The sequence below is a fragment of the Kitasatospora sp. NPDC030952 genome, assembly GCF_055571335.1.
In genome coordinates this window covers 108,969-124,602 of the sequence record NZ_JBVIFM010000027.1, presented here as the reverse complement: position 1 = coordinate 124,602, position 15,634 = coordinate 108,969, and the positions used below count along the sequence as shown (strand labels likewise).

Annotated in this window: 11 protein-coding genes and 1 tRNA gene; 8 read left to right on the top strand and 4 right to left on the bottom strand. The window is 75.0% G+C overall.

All coding sequences use genetic code 11. The features are described 5' to 3' along the window. Positions 1 to 140 precede the first annotated feature (140 nt). A complete protein-coding gene (locus ACZ47G_RS33855) occupies positions 141 to 2,294 on the bottom strand; it encodes an asparagine synthase-related protein (protein ID WP_465749367.1) in 2,154 nt (717 codons plus the stop codon). Positions 2,295 to 3,031: 737 nt separating this feature from the next. Between ACZ47G_RS33855 and ACZ47G_RS33850 the strand changes: the two genes are divergently transcribed. The 8 genes from ACZ47G_RS33850 to ACZ47G_RS33815 all read left to right on the top strand — a co-directional run bounded on the left by ACZ47G_RS33850 (position 3,032) and on the right by ACZ47G_RS33815 (position 13,483). Then, the gene (locus ACZ47G_RS33850; RefSeq protein ID WP_465749365.1) at positions 3,032 to 4,459 is read left to right on the top strand and encodes an MFS transporter; all 1,428 of its coding nucleotides are present in this window, start codon (positions 3,032 to 3,034) and stop codon (positions 4,457 to 4,459) included. A 733-nt stretch (positions 4,460 to 5,192) separates the two neighbouring features. Further along, entirely contained in the window at positions 5,193 to 6,779 is a 1,587-nt protein-coding gene (locus ACZ47G_RS33845) for a TROVE domain-containing protein (RefSeq protein WP_465749363.1), read from the top strand. Positions 6,780 to 7,205: 426 nt separating this feature from the next. Then, positions 7,206 to 8,444 (top strand): L-2-hydroxyglutarate oxidase, encoded by a 1,239-nt coding sequence (gene lhgO, locus ACZ47G_RS33840; protein WP_465749361.1) that lies wholly within the window; start codon positions 7,206 to 7,208, stop codon positions 8,442 to 8,444. Positions 8,445 to 8,499: 55 nt separating this feature from the next. Next, a complete protein-coding gene (gene trmB / locus ACZ47G_RS33835; protein WP_380462396.1) occupies positions 8,500 to 9,330 on the top strand; it encodes a tRNA (guanosine(46)-N7)-methyltransferase TrmB in 831 nt (276 codons plus the stop codon). 115 nt (positions 9,331 to 9,445) lie between these two features. Beyond that, a complete protein-coding gene (locus ACZ47G_RS33830; protein WP_465749359.1) occupies positions 9,446 to 10,762 on the top strand; it encodes a PrsW family intramembrane metalloprotease in 1,317 nt (438 codons plus the stop codon). A gap of 77 nt (positions 10,763 to 10,839) precedes the next feature. Beyond that, positions 10,840 to 10,913: transfer RNA gene (locus ACZ47G_RS33825), tRNA-Met, on the top strand. Between the two features lie 197 nt (positions 10,914 to 11,110). Then, the gene (locus tag ACZ47G_RS33820; RefSeq protein ID WP_465749357.1) at positions 11,111 to 11,941 is read left to right on the top strand and encodes a hypothetical protein; all 831 of its coding nucleotides are present in this window, start codon (positions 11,111 to 11,113) and stop codon (positions 11,939 to 11,941) included. Positions 11,942 to 12,370: 429 nt separating this feature from the next. Then, positions 12,371 to 13,483 carry a hypothetical protein gene (locus ACZ47G_RS33815; protein WP_465749355.1) on the top strand — a complete coding sequence of 371 codons (1,113 nt, stop codon included), beginning with the start codon at positions 12,371 to 12,373 and terminating at the stop codon, positions 13,481 to 13,483. On the opposite strand, the gene ACZ47G_RS33810 is transcribed toward ACZ47G_RS33815, so the two are convergent. From ACZ47G_RS33810 to ACZ47G_RS33800, 3 genes are all read right to left on the bottom strand, one after another. After that, positions 13,480 to 13,926: a GNAT family N-acetyltransferase gene (locus tag ACZ47G_RS33810; RefSeq protein ID WP_465749353.1), complete on the bottom strand. Its 447-nt coding sequence runs from the start codon at positions 13,924 to 13,926 to the stop codon at positions 13,480 to 13,482. The two genes, ACZ47G_RS33815 and ACZ47G_RS33810, sit on opposite strands and share 4 nt — an antisense overlap. Before the next feature lie 36 nt (positions 13,927 to 13,962). Beyond that, on the bottom strand, positions 13,963 to 14,730 hold the full coding sequence (locus ACZ47G_RS33805) for a hypothetical protein (RefSeq protein ID WP_465749351.1): 768 nt from the start codon (positions 14,728 to 14,730) through the stop codon (positions 13,963 to 13,965). 113 nt (positions 14,731 to 14,843) lie between these two features. Then, on the bottom strand, positions 14,844 to 15,587 hold the full coding sequence (locus ACZ47G_RS33800; protein ID WP_465749349.1) for a sensor domain-containing protein: 744 nt from the start codon (positions 15,585 to 15,587) through the stop codon (positions 14,844 to 14,846). Between the last annotated feature and the right edge of the window lie 47 nt (positions 15,588 to 15,634).

The window sequence follows — 15,634 nt, the reverse complement described above, 5'->3', positions numbered from 1 at the left end:
TTTTCTTTCTTCTTTTTTCTTTTTGTTTTTTTTTCGGTTTTTTTTTTTCGTGTTTTTTGGTTTTGTTTTTTTTGCGTTCCCGCGTTTTTTGCCCTGCGCGCCCGCTGGGTGGGTGGGGGTGGGGGAGGTGGGACTGGTGATCAGGAGGTGAGGGCCGGGGGGTGGGGGTGGGGGAGGCCGGTCCAGCAGGCGCCGTGGCGGCGGGCGCGGAGGCGGCGGAGCCAGAGTTCGGTGGAGACCAGGTCGGCGAGGCCGGCGAGGGCGGTCGGGGAGAGCGGGGCGGTGAGGCCGGCGCGGACGGCGGGGAGGTCGATGAGGCCGGCTTCGGCGAGGAGTGGGGCGTCGAAGAGTTCGGCGAGGCCGTCGGCGGCGAGGCGCAGGCCGGCTCGGGTGGGGGCGGTGCGGTCGGGGCGGGGGCCGCGGCCCCAGTCGGGGGGCAGGTCGGTGCGGCCGGCACCGGTGAGGACGGCGTGCAGGAGGGCGTGCCGGGCGCCGGGTTGGAGGCGGACGTCGTCGGGGAGCAGTCGGGCGGCGCGGACCACCTGGTTGTCGAGGAAGGGCGCGTGCAGCCGTTGGCCGGGCCGTTCGGCGGCGTGCAGGAGCGTGCGGTAGGAGCGTGCCTGGCGGTAGAGGGCGTGGCGGGCGCGGTGCGCGCCGGGGTGTTCCTCGGGCGCCGGTCTGCGCGCTGCCAGCCGCAGCCGGAGGGCGACCGAGGAGAGCGCCTCGTCGGAGAGCCAGCGGGCGGCCGGGCCGGGGACGCACCAGGCGAGGTCGACGGCCGAGCGGTCGCCCGCGGTGCCGGCGCCGTCCGGGACGTGCCGGGCGGTGAGCTTGGCGGCCGCCTCGTCCAGCGCCTCGGCGTAGCGGACCCGGGAGAGCCGGTGGGCGGCCCGGACCACGGTGAGCGGGGTGCGCAGCGCGCCGGCCAGCACGCCCACGGCGGCCCGGTCGGCGCCGGCCAGGGCGGCGACCGGGGGCAGGAGTTCGCGCGGCCGGCCGGCCCGGATGAGGTCGGCGAGCCGGGCCGGGTGGCCGTCCAGGACCTGGCGGGCGCCGTAGCCGGTGAGGTGGTCGGTGCCGCCGGCGTCGAAGCGGGCCGCGGCGCGGGCGGCGGCGACGAGTTCGGGGCCGGGCTCGTCGGTGAGCGGGCCGGACTGCGGGTCGGTGCGCAGGACCGCGTACGGGAGGGTGTCGGGGCCGGGGTCGAGCACGGTGTGCCGCAGCCGGGGGGTGTCGGGGGCGAGCGCGAGGGTGGTGGGCGGTTCGGTCTCGCCGAGCGTGACGGCGGCCAACCGCTCGGGGGCGGACGGCTCCTGGGCGGTGTCCCGGACCCAGGAGCCCTTCACCGCGCCGCTCCTGACGCCGCCGCGAGTGCTGCCGCCGCTGCCGGCCGCACCGGCGCCCCCGGCCCGGGGCGCGGGCAGCCCGGCTGCGGGGACCGGCGGCAGCGGTACGGCGGCGGCGAGCAGGGCGACGGTGGCGGAGGCCGTCCCGTACGAGAGGTCGACGCCGAGCCGGGCGCGTCCGGCGGGGTCGGTGGCCGGCGCGGGGGTGCGGACCCGGGAGCGGACGGATTCCAGCAGCGCGCGGGTGAGTTCGCGGACGGCCGGGGCCTCGTCGCGCGGCTGTTCGGCGCCGGGCGGTTCGTCGTAGGGGTCGAGGTACGGGCGGCCGCCGCGGATGGCGAGCACATGGCCGGGCGGCACCCGCTGGACGCCCAGGTACGGGGTGCCGGTGCCGAGTGCCTCCGGGGATTCGGGGCAGGCGAGCCGGGCGGCGAGGTGGCCGGTGTCCAGGGCGGCGCCGACCAGGTCGGCGAGCGGGAGGGCGGCGGTGGCGTACGCGGTGCCGCCGGCCCAGGGGGTGTGGAAGACGGGCTGGGCGCCGGCCAGGTCGGTGAGCAGCAGGGTGGAGCGGGTGCCGGTGCGGAGCACGACGGTGTAGCTGCCGGGCCAGGCGGTGAGGTGGCGGACGGCGCCGCCGCGGGCGGCGGCGAGGCCGGCGGCGAGTTCGGGGTCGGTGGCCCCGCAGTGGCCGAGGACGGCGAGCCGGGTGGTGGCGGGGGTGTCGGCGACCGGGTCGGGGGTGGTCGGGCCGGTGCTGACGGCGGCGGGGGCGCCGGGGCGGAGGGTGACCAGGCGGATCTCCTCGGGGCGCCAGTCGCCCACCGCCCAGAGCGGGTTGGGGCCGGTCCAGAGGGGGCGGGCGGCGATGGGTGCGACCGTGGCGAGGGCCTCCTGGGCGGGCGCTCCCGCCCGGGGCGCGCCCGTGCTCCAGCCCGTCAGCCACCGCATCGCGCCTCCACCGGACGAGGACCTGCACTCGCGCGGCGCGTCCGGCGCCGGGCGGGCGGCCGGGTGGGGTGCCGGGGCGGCCCCGGTTCGGGGCGGCCCGCACGCGCGTCCGGGCGTGCCCGCGTTCCGGCGCGCCGTCAGGAGACATCGTGCCACCACCGGCCGCCGTCGGGGCCGGTGTTGTCGGTTCCGCTTCCGTTTCGGCGGGCCCGGGACACGAGTCGGGGCGGGAGTCGGGCGCGGGGTGGATTCGGGCGGGCCGGGCCTCCCCCTCCCTGGCCCGGACCGCCCGGGCGGCACCCTTGACATGGGCATCGCGAGATGGCCGAAAGGCGTCGCCCCGCCCGGGAGGGCATCCGCATGCCCTCCCGGACTCAACCGCCGCCCGCGGGGATTGAGGCGGCGGCATCCCCCGGCCCGCCGGGTCCTCGACGGCGGGCCGACCCACGACCACCAGCGAATCGCCGCGCGGCCGGTCGGGCCAGGGAGCACGGCCGGGCGCACGTGAACACGGGACCGGAGCACGGCGCTCCGGCGCGCGGCGTGGCCGAACCGCTCCGGGTGGTCCGGACCAACTCCCGCGGCGGCCCGGCACGGCAGCGCCGGGTGCGCGATCCCGCCATCCGGAATGCGGCCTCTTAACCGTCGGAACGCGTCCGACTACTCTAGGTACAGCAGCTACGGCCCGGTGCCGCCCGGGCCCCGCGCACAAGGCCGCAGGAGGTGCCGCCGCCACCATGACCGTCAGCCCACGAGGACCGAACGAACGGCTCGGCACGCTCCTGACCCTCGCCCAGATCAGCAACGCGGGACTGGCCCGACGGGTCAACGACCTGGGCGCCCAGCGCGGTTTGACGCTGCGCTACGACAAGACCTCGGTGGCCCGCTGGGTGAGCAAGGGCATGGTCCCGCAGGGGCCCGTCCCGCACCTGATCGCCACCGCGATCGGCGGCAAGCTCGGCCGACCCGTCCCGCTGGAGGAGATCGGCCTGGGCGACACCGACCCGGCGCCCGAACTCGGCCTGGCCTTCCCGCGCGAGGTCTCCGACGCGGTGCGCTCGGCCACCGACCTGTTCCGGGTCGACCTCGACCTGCGGCGCGGGCCCGGCGGCGGCCGCTGGAGCGACAGCCTGGCCGGCACCTTCTCGGTGGCCGCCTACGCGACGCCCGTCTCCCGCTGGCTGATCAACCCGGCGGACGGCTCGGTGGCCCGCGAGGTGCCGCGCTCCCCCAGCGAGAACTCCTCGTACCGGGTCGGCCACTCGGACGCCGTCAAGCTCCGCGAGGCCGCCCAGGAGGCCCGCCGCTGGGACTCCAAGTACGGCGGCGGGGACTGGCGTTCGTCGATGGTGCCGGAGTGCCTGCGGGTGGAGGCGGCGCCGCTGCTGCTGGCCTCGTACAGCGACGCGGTCGGCCGGGCGCTGTTCGGCGCGACGGCCGAACTGACCAGGCTGGCCGGCTGGATGGCCTTCGACACCGGGCAGCACGAGGCGGCCCAGCGGTACTACATCCAGGCCCTGCGGCTCGCCCGGGCCGCCGCCGACGTGCCGCTCGGCGGGTACGTACTGGCCTCGATGAGCCTGCAGGCCGGCTACCGGGGCTTCGCCGAGGAGGCCGTCGACCTCGCCCAGGCCGCGCTGGAGCGCAACCGGAGCCTGGCCACCGCCCGGACCATGAGCTTCTTCCACCTGGTGGAGGCGCGGGCCCAGGCCAAGGCCCGCAACGCGGCGGCGTGCGCGACGGCGCTCGGCGCGGCGGAGAGCGCACTCGAACGGGCACGCGCCGGGGATCCCGATCCGGCGTGGATCGACTTCTACGCCTACGACCGGCTCGCCGCCGACGCCGCCGAGTGCTTCCGCGACCTCGGAGTGCCCTCCAAGGTCCGCCAGTTCACCCGCGAGGCGCTGGCCAAGCCCACCGAGGGCTTCGTCCGCTCGCACGGCCTGCGGCTGGTGGTCTCGGCGATGGCCGAGGCCGAGGCGGGCAACCTGGACGCCGCGGTCGCCGCCGGCGAACGCGCCGTCGAGGTGGCCGGCCGGATCTCCTCGCAGCGCAGCCGGGAGTACGTGGTGGAGATGCTGCGGCGGCTGGAGCCCTTCCAGGGGGAACGCCGGGTACGGGAGTTGACCGAGCGGGCGCGGGCGGTGATCGTCGCTCCGGCGTGAGCCGCCGGAGCCGATGGAATGCCCGGCGATAAGACCGACCGGCACATGGTGGGTGGAGCAAGAAGCGGCGTCCGGGCCGAGCCTGGCAAGGCGGAGGAGGGAGTAGCAGCGGAGCTGCGGCGACCGACGACAACGCGGTCCAGGCGACAGCCCGGGCGTCGCGACGCCGCCCACCATGTGCCGGTCGGTCTAAATGGGATGCACCTGCGGGAGGGGCCTGGATAAGGTCTCTCTCGTCCAGGTGCGCAGGCAGAGGTTACTTCCACTCTTAATGGGCGGGTCGCGGGTTCGAGTCCCGTCACCGGCTTCGGGCCGGTGTAGCTCAGTTGGTAGAGCAGCTTCGTCACCTCAGCCGACCTTGAACTCTGGACACCTATACGTGAAGAGAATTCCGCACCTCCCGGTGCGACGGCAGCGGTTACTTCTGGTAGACGCCGGTATTCCGGCGTAGCGGTTCGAGCCCGCGAAACACCGCCGCCGACCTGATCTCGGGAGGCAGCTGCGCTTCGGAGTGCCCGGTGCGCAGGCGGGGGTTACTTCGGATCTTGCGGTTCCGGGTTCAAATCCCGGGCGTGCCGTGCGCGAGTGCGGCCGCTAGCTCAATCCGGTAGAGCACAAGGCATACACCTCCGCCGACGTCGGCCGTCCAACGGCCGGCACGATCTCGGGCACCCCCAGCCGCAGCATGCCTCCCTCCGTACACACGACCAAGCACGCCGAGGGGGGCTGCAGCATGTCCAGGTTCAACATCCGCAAGGCCAAGGCGACTCCGACGTCACCCGTGACCACGACCGGCAAGCGCACGGCCAACCACAACGGCGGCGTGGGGTTCGTCCGGGACGCCAAGTCCGAGCTGTTCCTGCTGGCCGTCGCCAACCTGGTCGGCCAGGACACCTTCTACGAGCGCGGCGGCGCCCGCGACGACCGCTACACCGCGCTGGTGCGCGAACTCGCCGTCAGCGACCCGGAGTGGACCCTCGGGCTGCTGCGCTGGCTGCGGTACGGGGCGCAGCTGCGCACCGCCGCGCTGGTCGGCGCCGCCGAGTTCACCCGGGCCCGGCTGGACGCCGGCGCCCACGGGTACTCCCGGCAGGCCGTCGACGCCGTGCTGCGGCGCGCGGACGAGCCCGGCGAGCTGCTCGCCTACTGGACCTCGCGCTACGGCCGGGCGCTGCCCAAGCCGCTCAAGCGCGGCGTCGCGGACGCGGTGCGGCGGCTGTACGACGCCCGTGCGCTGCTCAAGTACGACACCGCGAGCAAGGGCTACCGCTTCGGTGACGTCCTGGAGCTGACCCACCCGTCGCCGGACCCGGCGAAGCCCTGGCAGGGCGCGCTGTTCGGCTACGCGCTGGACCGCCGGCACCGGCCGGAGGAGGCCGTCCCGCCGGCCGTCGACCGGATGCTGACCGCCAACCGCGAGCTGCTCGCACTGCCGGTCGAGCAGCGCCGGGCCGCCGTGACGGCGAAGGACGGCGCGGAGCGGCTGGCCGCCGCCGGGCTGACCTGGGAGGCGCTGGCGGGCTGGTTGCAGGGCCCGTTGGACGCGCCGGTCTGGGAGGCGGTCATCCCCTCCATGGGCCCGATGGCGCTGGTGCGGAACCTGCGCAACTTCGACCAGGCCGGGGTGTCGGACGCGGTCGCGGCCGAGGTGGCCCGGCGGGTCTCCGACCAGGGCGAGGTACGGCGCTCGCGCCAGTTCCCGTTCCGCTACCTGGCGGCGTACCGGCACGCGCCCTCGCTGCGGTGGGGCCACGCGCTGGAGACGGCGCTCGGCCACTCGCTCGCCAACGTGCCCGAGCTGCCCGGCCGGACGCTGATCCTGGTGGACCGCTCCGGCTCGATGTTCGACCGGCCCAGCGCGCAGACCCAGCTCAACCGGGCGGACTCGGCGGCGATCTTCGGCACCGCGCTGAAGGTGCGGGCGGCCCGGGCGGACCTGGTCGAGTTCGGCTCCAGCAGCCGGGTGATCGAGGTCGGCCGCGGGGAGGCGGTGCTGCGGGTGCTGGAGCGGTTCTCCGACCTCGGCGGCACCAACACCGCCCAGGCCGTCCGCACCCACTACCGGGGCCACGACCGGGTGGTGATCGTCACCGACGAGCAGCCCGGCTTCGGTTACCGGGGCAGCGACCCGCTCGACGCGATCCCGGCGCACGTGCCCGTCTACACCTGGAACCTGGCCGGTTACGCCACCGGTCACGGCCCGAGCGGTGTCGCCAACCGGCACACCTTCGGTGGCCTCAGTGACGCGGCCTTCCGGCTGATCCCCCTCCTGGAGGCGGGGGCCGACGCCGGCTGGCCCTGGGAGGTCCAGGGTCATTGACCACGATGGTGCGTGCCGGGCCGGGGAGCCGGGCCGCACCACCACGCGGCCGGACGGGGGGAACGGCGGTGGACGCGCGGGGCCGGGGGGCCTTGCGCGCGACCGCACCGGCCGCACGGGGGGTGGAGCCGCTGGGGAGCGGCTCCGCACGGCGAGGTGGGCGGCAGAACACTGCCGCCCACCTCGGCATGCCGGTGGCAGCACGACGGACCACGCACCACGGACCACGCACGACGGACCACGCACCACGGACGACGGACCACGCACCTGAGCGGCGGAGCCTTGACGGGCCGACCGACGCGCGGGGAGACGCATGGGCGACGTCGCCCGGAGGCCACCGGTGCAACCTGCGCGAAACCGGCGCCGGCGGCCGACTCCCGTGGCACCATCGGCCGCAGGGGTCGGGCGGCGGACGAGGAGTACAGGGTGGCGGACGGCGGGTTCGATGTCGTGGTGGTCGGCGGCGGCATCGTCGGCCTGGCCACCGCGTACGCCCTGACCAGGGGCGGATCCGGGCTGCGGGTCGCGGTGCTGGAGAAGGAGAACGGCTTCGCGGCGCACCAGACCGGGCGCAACAGCGGGGTGATCCACAGCGGCGTCTACTACCGCCCCGGCTCGTACAAGGCCCGGTTCGCCGTCGCGGGCGCCGCCGAGATGGTGGCGTTCTGCCGCGAGCACGGCATCCCGCACGAGGTCACCGGCAAGCTGATCGTGGCGACCGACGACGCCGAACTGCCCCGGCTGGCGGCGCTGGCCGAGCGCGGCCGGGCGAACGGCATCCCGGTCACCGAACTGGACCGGGCCGGGATCGCCCGCTACGAGCCGGCGGTCCGCGGGCGGGCCGGGCTGCACGTCGGCACCACCGGCATCTGCGACTTCCCGGCCGTCGCGACGACGTACGCCCGGCTGGCCCGGGAGGCGGGCGCCGAACTGCGGCCGGGCACCGAGGTCCGGACGGTCGCCCGGCGCCGGGACGGCGTGACGGTCGGCACCGCCGACGGGGAGCTGCGCTGCCGGGTGCTGGTGAACTGCGCCGGGCTGCACAGCGACCGGATCGCCCGGCTGGCCGGGGACGACCCGGGGGTGCGGATCGTGCCGTTCCGCGGCGAGTACTACGAACTGGCCGAGCAGCGCCGGGAGTTGGTGCGCGGACTGGTGTACCCGGTGCCCGACCCGGCCTTCCCCTTCCTCGGGGTGCACCTCACCCGGGGGATCCACGGGGACGTCCACGTCGGCCCGAACGCGGTGCCCGCGCTGGCCCGCGAGGGCTACGACTGGCGCACCGTCCACCCGCGCGACCTGGCCGGGACCCTCGCCTTCCCCGGCACCTGGCGGATCCTGCGGCGGCACTGGCGGTACGAGGTCGGCGAGTTGCACCGCTCGCTGTCCAAGCGGGCGTTCACCACCGCCGTCCGCCGCCTGCTGCCGGCCGTGACCGCCGCCGACCTGGTGCCGGCCCCGGCCGGGGTACGGGCCCAGGCGGTGGCCCGGGACGGCTCGCTGCTGGACGACTTCGCCTTCGCCGGCTTCGACCCCGAGGACCCGCGCTCCCCTCGCCGCACGGTGCACGTGCTGAACGCCCCATCCCCCGCCGCGACGGCCTCCCTGCCGATCGGCCGGGAGGTGGCCCGCCGGGCCCTGGCCGCGCTGGAGGCCGGTGGATGAGCCCCGTCACACACCCCTCCGGGCGCCCCGCGAGGCCCCGTAGACTCGGGTGATTGTGACTGCCACCGCCCCGATCCCCCAGCAATCGCCGTCCGCCCGGCTGTCCGCGGCGCCGGCCGCCTACCCCGCGCCGATGTACCCGCACAAGGCCACCGAGGAACAGCACCGGGAGCGGCGCATCCGCAGCTTCCAGCCGCGCCGGGGCCGGATGACCAACGCCCAGGCGGGCGCCCTGGACCGGAGCTGGGAGACCTACGGCGTCCCGATCGACGGCACCCCGCTCGACCTGCCGGAGCTGTTCGGCGGCCTGCCGGTCACCCTGGAGATCGGCTTCGGGATGGGCGAGACCACCGCCGCGATGGCCGCCGCCGACCCGTCGACCGGCATCCTGGCCGCCGACGTGCACACCCCCGGCCACGGCAACCTGCTCGGCATGCTGGAGCGGGACGGTTCGCGGAACGTCCGGCTGGCCGCCGGCGACGCCGTCATCCTGCTGCGCGACATGCTGCCGGACGCCTCGCTGGCCGGCCTGCGGGTCTACTTCGCCGACCCGTGGCCCAAGCCCAAGCACCACAAGCGCCGACTGGTCCAGCCGTCCTTCCTCGACCTGGTGCTGCCCCGGCTCGCCCCGGGCGCGCTGGTGCACTGCGCGACCGACTGGGAGCCGTACGCGGAGCAGATGCTGGCCGTGCTGTCCGCCTCGCCGGAGCTGGAGAACCTGCACCCCGAGGGTGACGGCACCGGCTGGCTGGAGCCCGCGGACCACCCGGACGGCAGCGTCCCCGGCTACGCGCCGCGGCCCGACTGGCGCCCGGTCACCAAGTTCGAGCGGGCCGGGATCGCCAAGGGCCACGTGGTGCACGACCTGCTGTTCCGCCGCCGCTGACGGTCCGCGGCCGTTCGAACGGGCCCCGCCGGGCCGTACGGACGGTCCGGCCCGGGACGAACGGTTCGTCCCGACTCCTCCCGACGGGCCGCCACCGTGGCCTACCCTGTGCCGCATGGGCAGCCCGTCCGGCGGCGGCCGCGGCGTCCGGTCGGGGCGGGTCACCGTCCGCACCGCCGCCGACGCACCGGGTACGGGCCCGCGCCCCGGCGACACCCGGACCATCCCGGGGCCCCGGAGGCGCCGGGCCGACCGGCTGCTGCCCCGGCCCGGCGGCGCCCCGCCGTCCGCCGCCGCCACCGCGCCGGGCACCCCGGAACAGCCCCCGGGCCGTCGCCGCTCACCGGCGCTCCCCCCGGTCACCGCGGCCGCCGTCCTGACCCTGAGCTGCTGCGGGCTGCTGATCCTGCACCTGGTCCAGCGGCAGACCGGCACCGCCGGGCTGCTGGTGGGCCTGGGCCTGGCGATGGTGCCGCTGCCCTTCGTGCTGGGCGGCCTGGCCTGGCTCAACCTGACCGCCCGGGTACCGCTGCGGCACACCGTGTTCTGCCTCGGCTGGGGCGCCTGCGCGGCCACCACGGTCGCGATCCTCGCCAACAACTGGACCGCCGACTACCTGACCACCCACCAGGGCGCCCTCGGCGGGCTGCTCGGCACCGGGATCGCCACCCCGGTGATCGAGGAGAGCGCCAAGGCCACCGCCCTCCTGGTGCTGCTCCTGCCGCTCGGCCAGCGGCTGCGCTGCCACGGCCGCCGCTCCGGCCGCCCGTGCGCGCCGCTGCTGCACCGGTCGCCCTCGCCCCGGCGCGCCCGCCCGTACCAGCGCCGCCCGGCCGGGCCGCACGCCCGGAGCCGGCTGCGGCTCCGCCCCTACTTGCGGCCGCTGCCGTACCTCTGCCCGGCCCCGTCCTCCCCCGGCGCGCCGCACCGCCGCTCCCGGCCGCGCACCCTGGCCGCCGGGGTGGTGCTCGGCGGGATGACGGCCTGCGGCTTCGCCTTCACCGAGAACGCCCTCTACCTGGGCCGGGCCTTCAGCACCGACCAGCGCAACCGGCTGGACAGCATCGGCCTGGGCGATCCGCCCAGCCTGCGCGACTTCGACAGCACCGTGCAGACCTTCGTGCTGCGCGCCCTGCTCTCCCCGTTCGCCCACCCGCTGTTCACCGCGCTCACCGGGATCGGCCTGGCCGTCGCCCTCACCACCGGGCGACGCTGGCTGGCCCGGCTGGCCGCGCCCACCGGACTGCTGCTGGCGATGGTGCTGCACGGCACCTGGAACGCCGCCGCCGACCTGGGGACGGACGGCTTCCTGGTGGTCTACGGGGTGCTGATGGTGCCCTGCTTCGTGGCGCTGGTCTGCTTCGCGCTCTGGGCCAGAGCCCGCGCCGCCAGGCACGCCGAACGGCGCGGCAGACGGGCGGCGCGGGGGTAGTCGCAGGCCGGTACCGGGGCGGCCCGAAGAACCGATTTCCCATCTCGGCGACTTCCCCGTATTGTTGTGTTCACCGACGCGGGGTGGAGCAGCTCGGTAGCTCGCTGGGCTCATAACCCAGAGGTCGCAGGTTCAAATCCTGTCCCCGCTACTCAGTAGCCGAAAGGCCCGGAGGATTCTTCCTCCGGGCCTTTCGCATTCCCCGGCACGGGCACAGCACGGTCCCGCCACGAAGCGGTAACGGCGCCCCGTTTCAAGATCTCCGGCCATAGCGCTCCCCCATACTGAGGAAAAAATTCATCCAAATGGGGGACGGCGGGGCCGTGCCCTGGATAAGGAACGACCTCGATGCTGTCGAAGCGCCTGGCGAGCACCGCCGCGATCTGTCTCCTCCTGGGAGCCGGCACGGCCGCCTGCGGTGACAACAAGGACTCGGACAAGGCCGCCGCGCCCGCGACCACCGCGGCCGCAGCCGCAGCCGCGACTCCGACCGCCACGCCGACGCCGACCCCGACGGTGGCGAAGCTGGACACCGACAACCTGACCGCCCAGGAGATCGAGAAGAAGGCCCAGGACGCGCTGGCCGGCGCCACCTCGCTCAAGATCGCCGGCAAGATGGCCAGCGACGACGGCGAGATGACCATCAACATGGTGATGGACTCCACGGGCCAGTGCCAGGGCAGCATGGCGTTGCCCGGCATGGGCTCCTTCGAGATCATCAGCGACGGCAAGCAGTACTTCCTCAAGCCGGACACCCAGTTCTGGAAGACCTTCGGCGGGCCGAAGGGCGACGCCGTCGCCGAGCTGTTCAAGGGCCGCTACCTGACCGGCTTCCAGAACGACCCGAAGATGAAGGACCTGACCGACTTCTGCAAGCTCTCCGACGCGAGCAAGCAGATGCTCGACGACGGCTCCAGCACCCCCACCAAGGGCAGCGCCGGCACCGTCAACGGGCTGAAGACCTTCAGCCTCAAGGAGAAGGACGACAAGGGCGAGGAGTCGCTCCTCCACATCGCCACCGAGGGCAAGTTCTACCCGGTGCGGCTGGAGAAGACCACCGGCTCCGACAAGGGCCAGATCGACTTCAGCGACTTCGACAAGCCGGTCACCATCCAGGCCCCGTCGGCCGACAACGTGATCGACTACACCAAGTTCCAGGACAAGGTGAAGAGCGCCTGAGCGGCGTCCGCGAATAATCCGTTGCCCTCCCCGCAGGGGCCTGCCTACAGTGGCGGCACACTGAAGGGAGGTGATCCTGAATTGAGTTCCATCAGGATGCGTGAGGTGGCTGCTCGCTAGAGCCGCCCCTGCCTGCGCAGGGTGAGGCCCCTGGCCTCCGGCAGGCGAAATCCACAGCAGTCACCCGGTCCGCGGGCTCACCGGAACATCCCCGGTGCCGCGACGCCAGGCCAGTGCACGGGCCGGCGTCGCGGAGCAGCCCGCGGGCCGTCTGCGTTTCCGGGGCCGGGCCTCCTCAGCGGCCGCCCCCGTCGTAGCGGCGGCGCCCCCGGGGCGTTCCCGTGGTGGGGCCCCGGCGCTAGAGTCGGCGCGGCCCTACCACGGGAACGACGGGGCGCGGCGGAGCGGCGCGGACACAGGGGGTGGGCGATGACCAGGGCGCGGCGACGGGCCGGTGCGTCGGCACTGCGGACGGCGCAGTGGACGGCGGCCGGGGTGCTGGCCGGCACCGGACTGCTCGGACTGCTGATGTTCTCGCTCGGCCGGGAGCACGCCTGGCAGGCGCTCGGCGGCGGCCTGGTGGTCGCCGGGGCCTCGACGGTGCTCGGCGGTGCGCTGGGCTTCCTGTTCGGGGTGCCCCGGGTGAAGAGCGGCTCCGGCGAGCCGCAGGGCTCGTACGCGCCGAACACCAATCTGGAGCAGGTCTCCGACTGGCTGACCAAGGTGCTGCTGGGCGTCGGGCTCACCCAGCTCGGCTCGCTCGGCGAGCGGCTGCACCAGCTCGGTACGGCGCTGGCGCCCGTGCTGGGCGGCGCGGACGCCGCGGTGCCGTTCGCGGCCGCGCTGGTGCTGTACTTCCTGGTCCTCGGCTTCCTGGCCGGCTGGCTGGTCACCCGGCTGGCGCTGCCGCGGGTGCTGACCGAGACCGACGAGGCGCTGGACCTCTTCCTGGCCGGGCAGGACCGCGACCGGCGGGGCGACAAGGTGGGCGCGGACGACCTCCGGGTGCGCGCGATGCAGCAGCTCGGACTGCTCGGCGGCAGCGCCGACCAACCCGCCGCGCTGGCCGCGCAGTTGCCGCCCGCCTCGGACTCCCCCAACGGGCCGGAGGGCGTGGTGGCGGAGGTCCGCTCGACCGCGAAGCGCTCGGCGCTCACCGCCGACCAGGTGCGGGACCTCTACGCCGACGGCTCCGAGGGCCGCCGGATCCAGGCGCTCGCGCTGATGCAGGGCGACCCTTCGCTGGCGGACCTGCCGAGCGTGCTGGACGCGATCGAGCACCCGCGCTCGGGCTTCGAGCAGTACCACGCGCTGCTGGCCGCCCGGGGCCTGCTCTCCCGGCTGCCCGGCGCCGAGGCGCAGCGGCTGCGGGACGCGGTGGCGGCGCAGTTGGTCGACCCGCGGGGCATCCCGTACGGGTCGGACCGCAGTTGGCTGGCGGAGAAGATACTGTCCCGGCTGCAGACGGCGGCCTTCGTCCCGGCCCAGTCGGCGGCGGCACCGGACCCCGCCCAGGGCGGCTGCCCGCAGGTGAACTCCTAGACGGTGAAGCGCAGTTCGGGCTGTTCCCAGGGGGTCTTGGGCCGCGGCGGGCGGGTGCCGGTGCGCTCGGCGCCCACCTGGCGGTAGAAGCCCTCGGCGGGCGGGTGCGAGACGACCTTGACCGCGGCGATGCCGGCCGCCCGGGCCCGGTCCAGCATGTCCGTGATCAACGCCCGCCCGATGCCCAGTCCCTGGGCCTCGTCGGCGACGAACATCAGGTCCAGTTCGGCCGGTTCGTGGATCAGCGCGTAGAAGCCGAGCAGTCGGTCGTCGGTGCCGTCCACGGCCATCCGCACCTCGTGGCGCTCGATGTAGTCGGGCCTCACGACGTAGCCGTCGATCATCGCGAAGTAGGCGCCGCGGTAGGCGGTGGAGGCCTGGATCAGTGCGGTGAGCCGGTCGGCGTCGGCCGGCCGGGCGGGCCGGATCGTGGTCTCGCTCATGCGGGCGAGTATAGGGGCAAACCAGGGTAGTGACCATTACGGGCCGGTTGTCGGGGACGACCGGCCGAGGCGTCGGTCGGCGGCCCGCAGGACCATGACCCTCCCGGCGCGGCCGTCCCCGAGCGGCACCCGGCGGACCTCGCTGGCTATCCGGCGCTCGCCGAGCGCGTACCGCAGCCGGTCCAGGTGCCCGCAGCGGCGGCCGTGGCCGTCGTTCAGCGGCTGGACCCGTACTTCGCCTCCCGGGGCCGTCACCCGGACCAGCTCGGCGAGAGCGGCCAACTGGTGCTCCGGCCCGAACAGTTCGGGGTAGGCGAAGATCAGGTAGCCGCTCAGGGTGAGGGCGAAGGCGCCGTCCGCGAAGGGCAGCCGGGGCAGCACCGCGGCCAGGTAGCTCTGCGGGTGGGCGGCCGAGTCGGCGGCGAACAGCAGGCGGGCGCGGTCCCAGCTGCGCAGGTAGCGCTCGGGGCGGGGCGGCCGGTACGGGCGGGACGAGGGGTAGAGGTGGGGTCGCGCGGCCATCGCGAGGGCCATCGAGGCCCGGGCGGCCAGTGCCCGGGCCTGGATCTCGGGGAGCGGCAGCGCGTACGCCGGGTCGACCGCGATCACCCGGCAGCCCAGCTCGCGTGCCTCGGCGGTCAGGCCGGCCGCGCCGCCCGGGCAGTCCAGCAGCGGGCCGGGCAGGGCGGCGAGCTGTGCGCGGGTGAGGCCGAACAGGGCGCAGTACTCGTCCAGCGGGCGGGAGGTGACCAGGACGGCCTGGTCCGGGGCGCGGGGCCGGCCCGGGTCGGGGGCGGTGATCACCCGGTCATCCGAACACGAGCCCGCCCCGCCCGCATCCGGAACACGGACGGGGCGGGGCGGGGGCGGAACGGGGGGCGGGGGCGGCGGCGGAGCGGAGTGGCGGGCGCCGGGGCTCAGCGGCCGAGCAGGCCCTGGGCGGCGGCCCGGTTGACGCCGGTCAGGCCGCGGACCATCCGCGCGGTGAGGAAGATCAGCAGCACCCCGATCGCCGAGAAGGCGGCGATCTGCCCGGTGCCCTCGACGTAGTAGGCGTGCCGGACGTGGTGGCTGTCGGTGAAGTCGAACAGCTGGTAGCCGCGCCAGGAGGTGTAGCGCGGGAAGACCCAGTGGTAGAGCGGGTAGAGCGCCATCGCCCAGCCGAGCACCAGGAACGTCAGCGTCATGCAGAAGCTGAACACCGCCCAGGGGAACATCACCAGCTGGTACAGCGCGGCCTTCCAGCCCGGGCCGTCGGCCAGCCGCGCCGTGATCGCGCCCCAGTTGCCCGGGCGCACCTGGCGCACCGGCGCCGGGCCGGGCACGTCCAGGGCGAGCATCCCGCGCACCCGGGCCCGCTCCGCCCGGCCCAGGCCCCGGGAGGCGCTGGTCAGGCCCGCCAGCACGGGCAGGCCGAGGACGGTGACGAAGGTGCCGATCCCGACCGAGAACAGGGCGATCGCGACGGTGAAGCCGACGATCGCCACCGGCAGACCGGTGAGTGCGTAGCCGACCTCCCGGTAGTAGTGGCCGGAGAACGGCGCCCGCCAGAAGCCCGGCGGCTGCTCGGTGCGACGGGCCCCGGCCGGGCGCGCACCGTCGTCGCCGTAACGGCCAGGGGCGTCCCACTCCTGACCCAGCGTGCTTCGGCTACTGCTCATCCCCGGCCCCCGGCCCCTCGTTCGTGCTCGCGTTCGTACCTGCTGAC

What these genes read in the sequence shown, in the direction of transcription:
- ACZ47G_RS33855 (WP_465749367.1), bottom strand. Translation starts at nt 2,294, where the DNA reads ATGCGGTGGCTGACGGGCTGGAGCACGGGCGCGCCCCGGGCGGGAGCG.
- ACZ47G_RS33850 (WP_465749365.1), top strand. Translation starts at nt 3,032, where the DNA reads ATGACCGTCAGCCCACGAGGACCGAACGAACGGCTCGGCACGCTCCTG.
- ACZ47G_RS33845 (WP_465749363.1), top strand. Translation starts at nt 5,193, where the DNA reads ATGTCCAGGTTCAACATCCGCAAGGCCAAGGCGACTCCGACGTCACCC.
- ACZ47G_RS33830 (WP_465749359.1), top strand. Translation starts at nt 9,446, where the DNA reads ATGGGCAGCCCGTCCGGCGGCGGCCGCGGCGTCCGGTCGGGGCGGGTC.
- ACZ47G_RS33820 (WP_465749357.1), top strand. Translation starts at nt 11,111, where the DNA reads ATGCTGTCGAAGCGCCTGGCGAGCACCGCCGCGATCTGTCTCCTCCTG.
- ACZ47G_RS33815 (WP_465749355.1), top strand. Translation starts at nt 12,371, where the DNA reads ATGACCAGGGCGCGGCGACGGGCCGGTGCGTCGGCACTGCGGACGGCG.
- ACZ47G_RS33810 (WP_465749353.1), bottom strand. Translation starts at nt 13,926, where the DNA reads ATGAGCGAGACCACGATCCGGCCCGCCCGGCCGGCCGACGCCGACCGG.
- ACZ47G_RS33800 (WP_465749349.1), bottom strand. Translation starts at nt 15,587, where the DNA reads ATGAGCAGTAGCCGAAGCACGCTGGGTCAGGAGTGGGACGCCCCTGGC.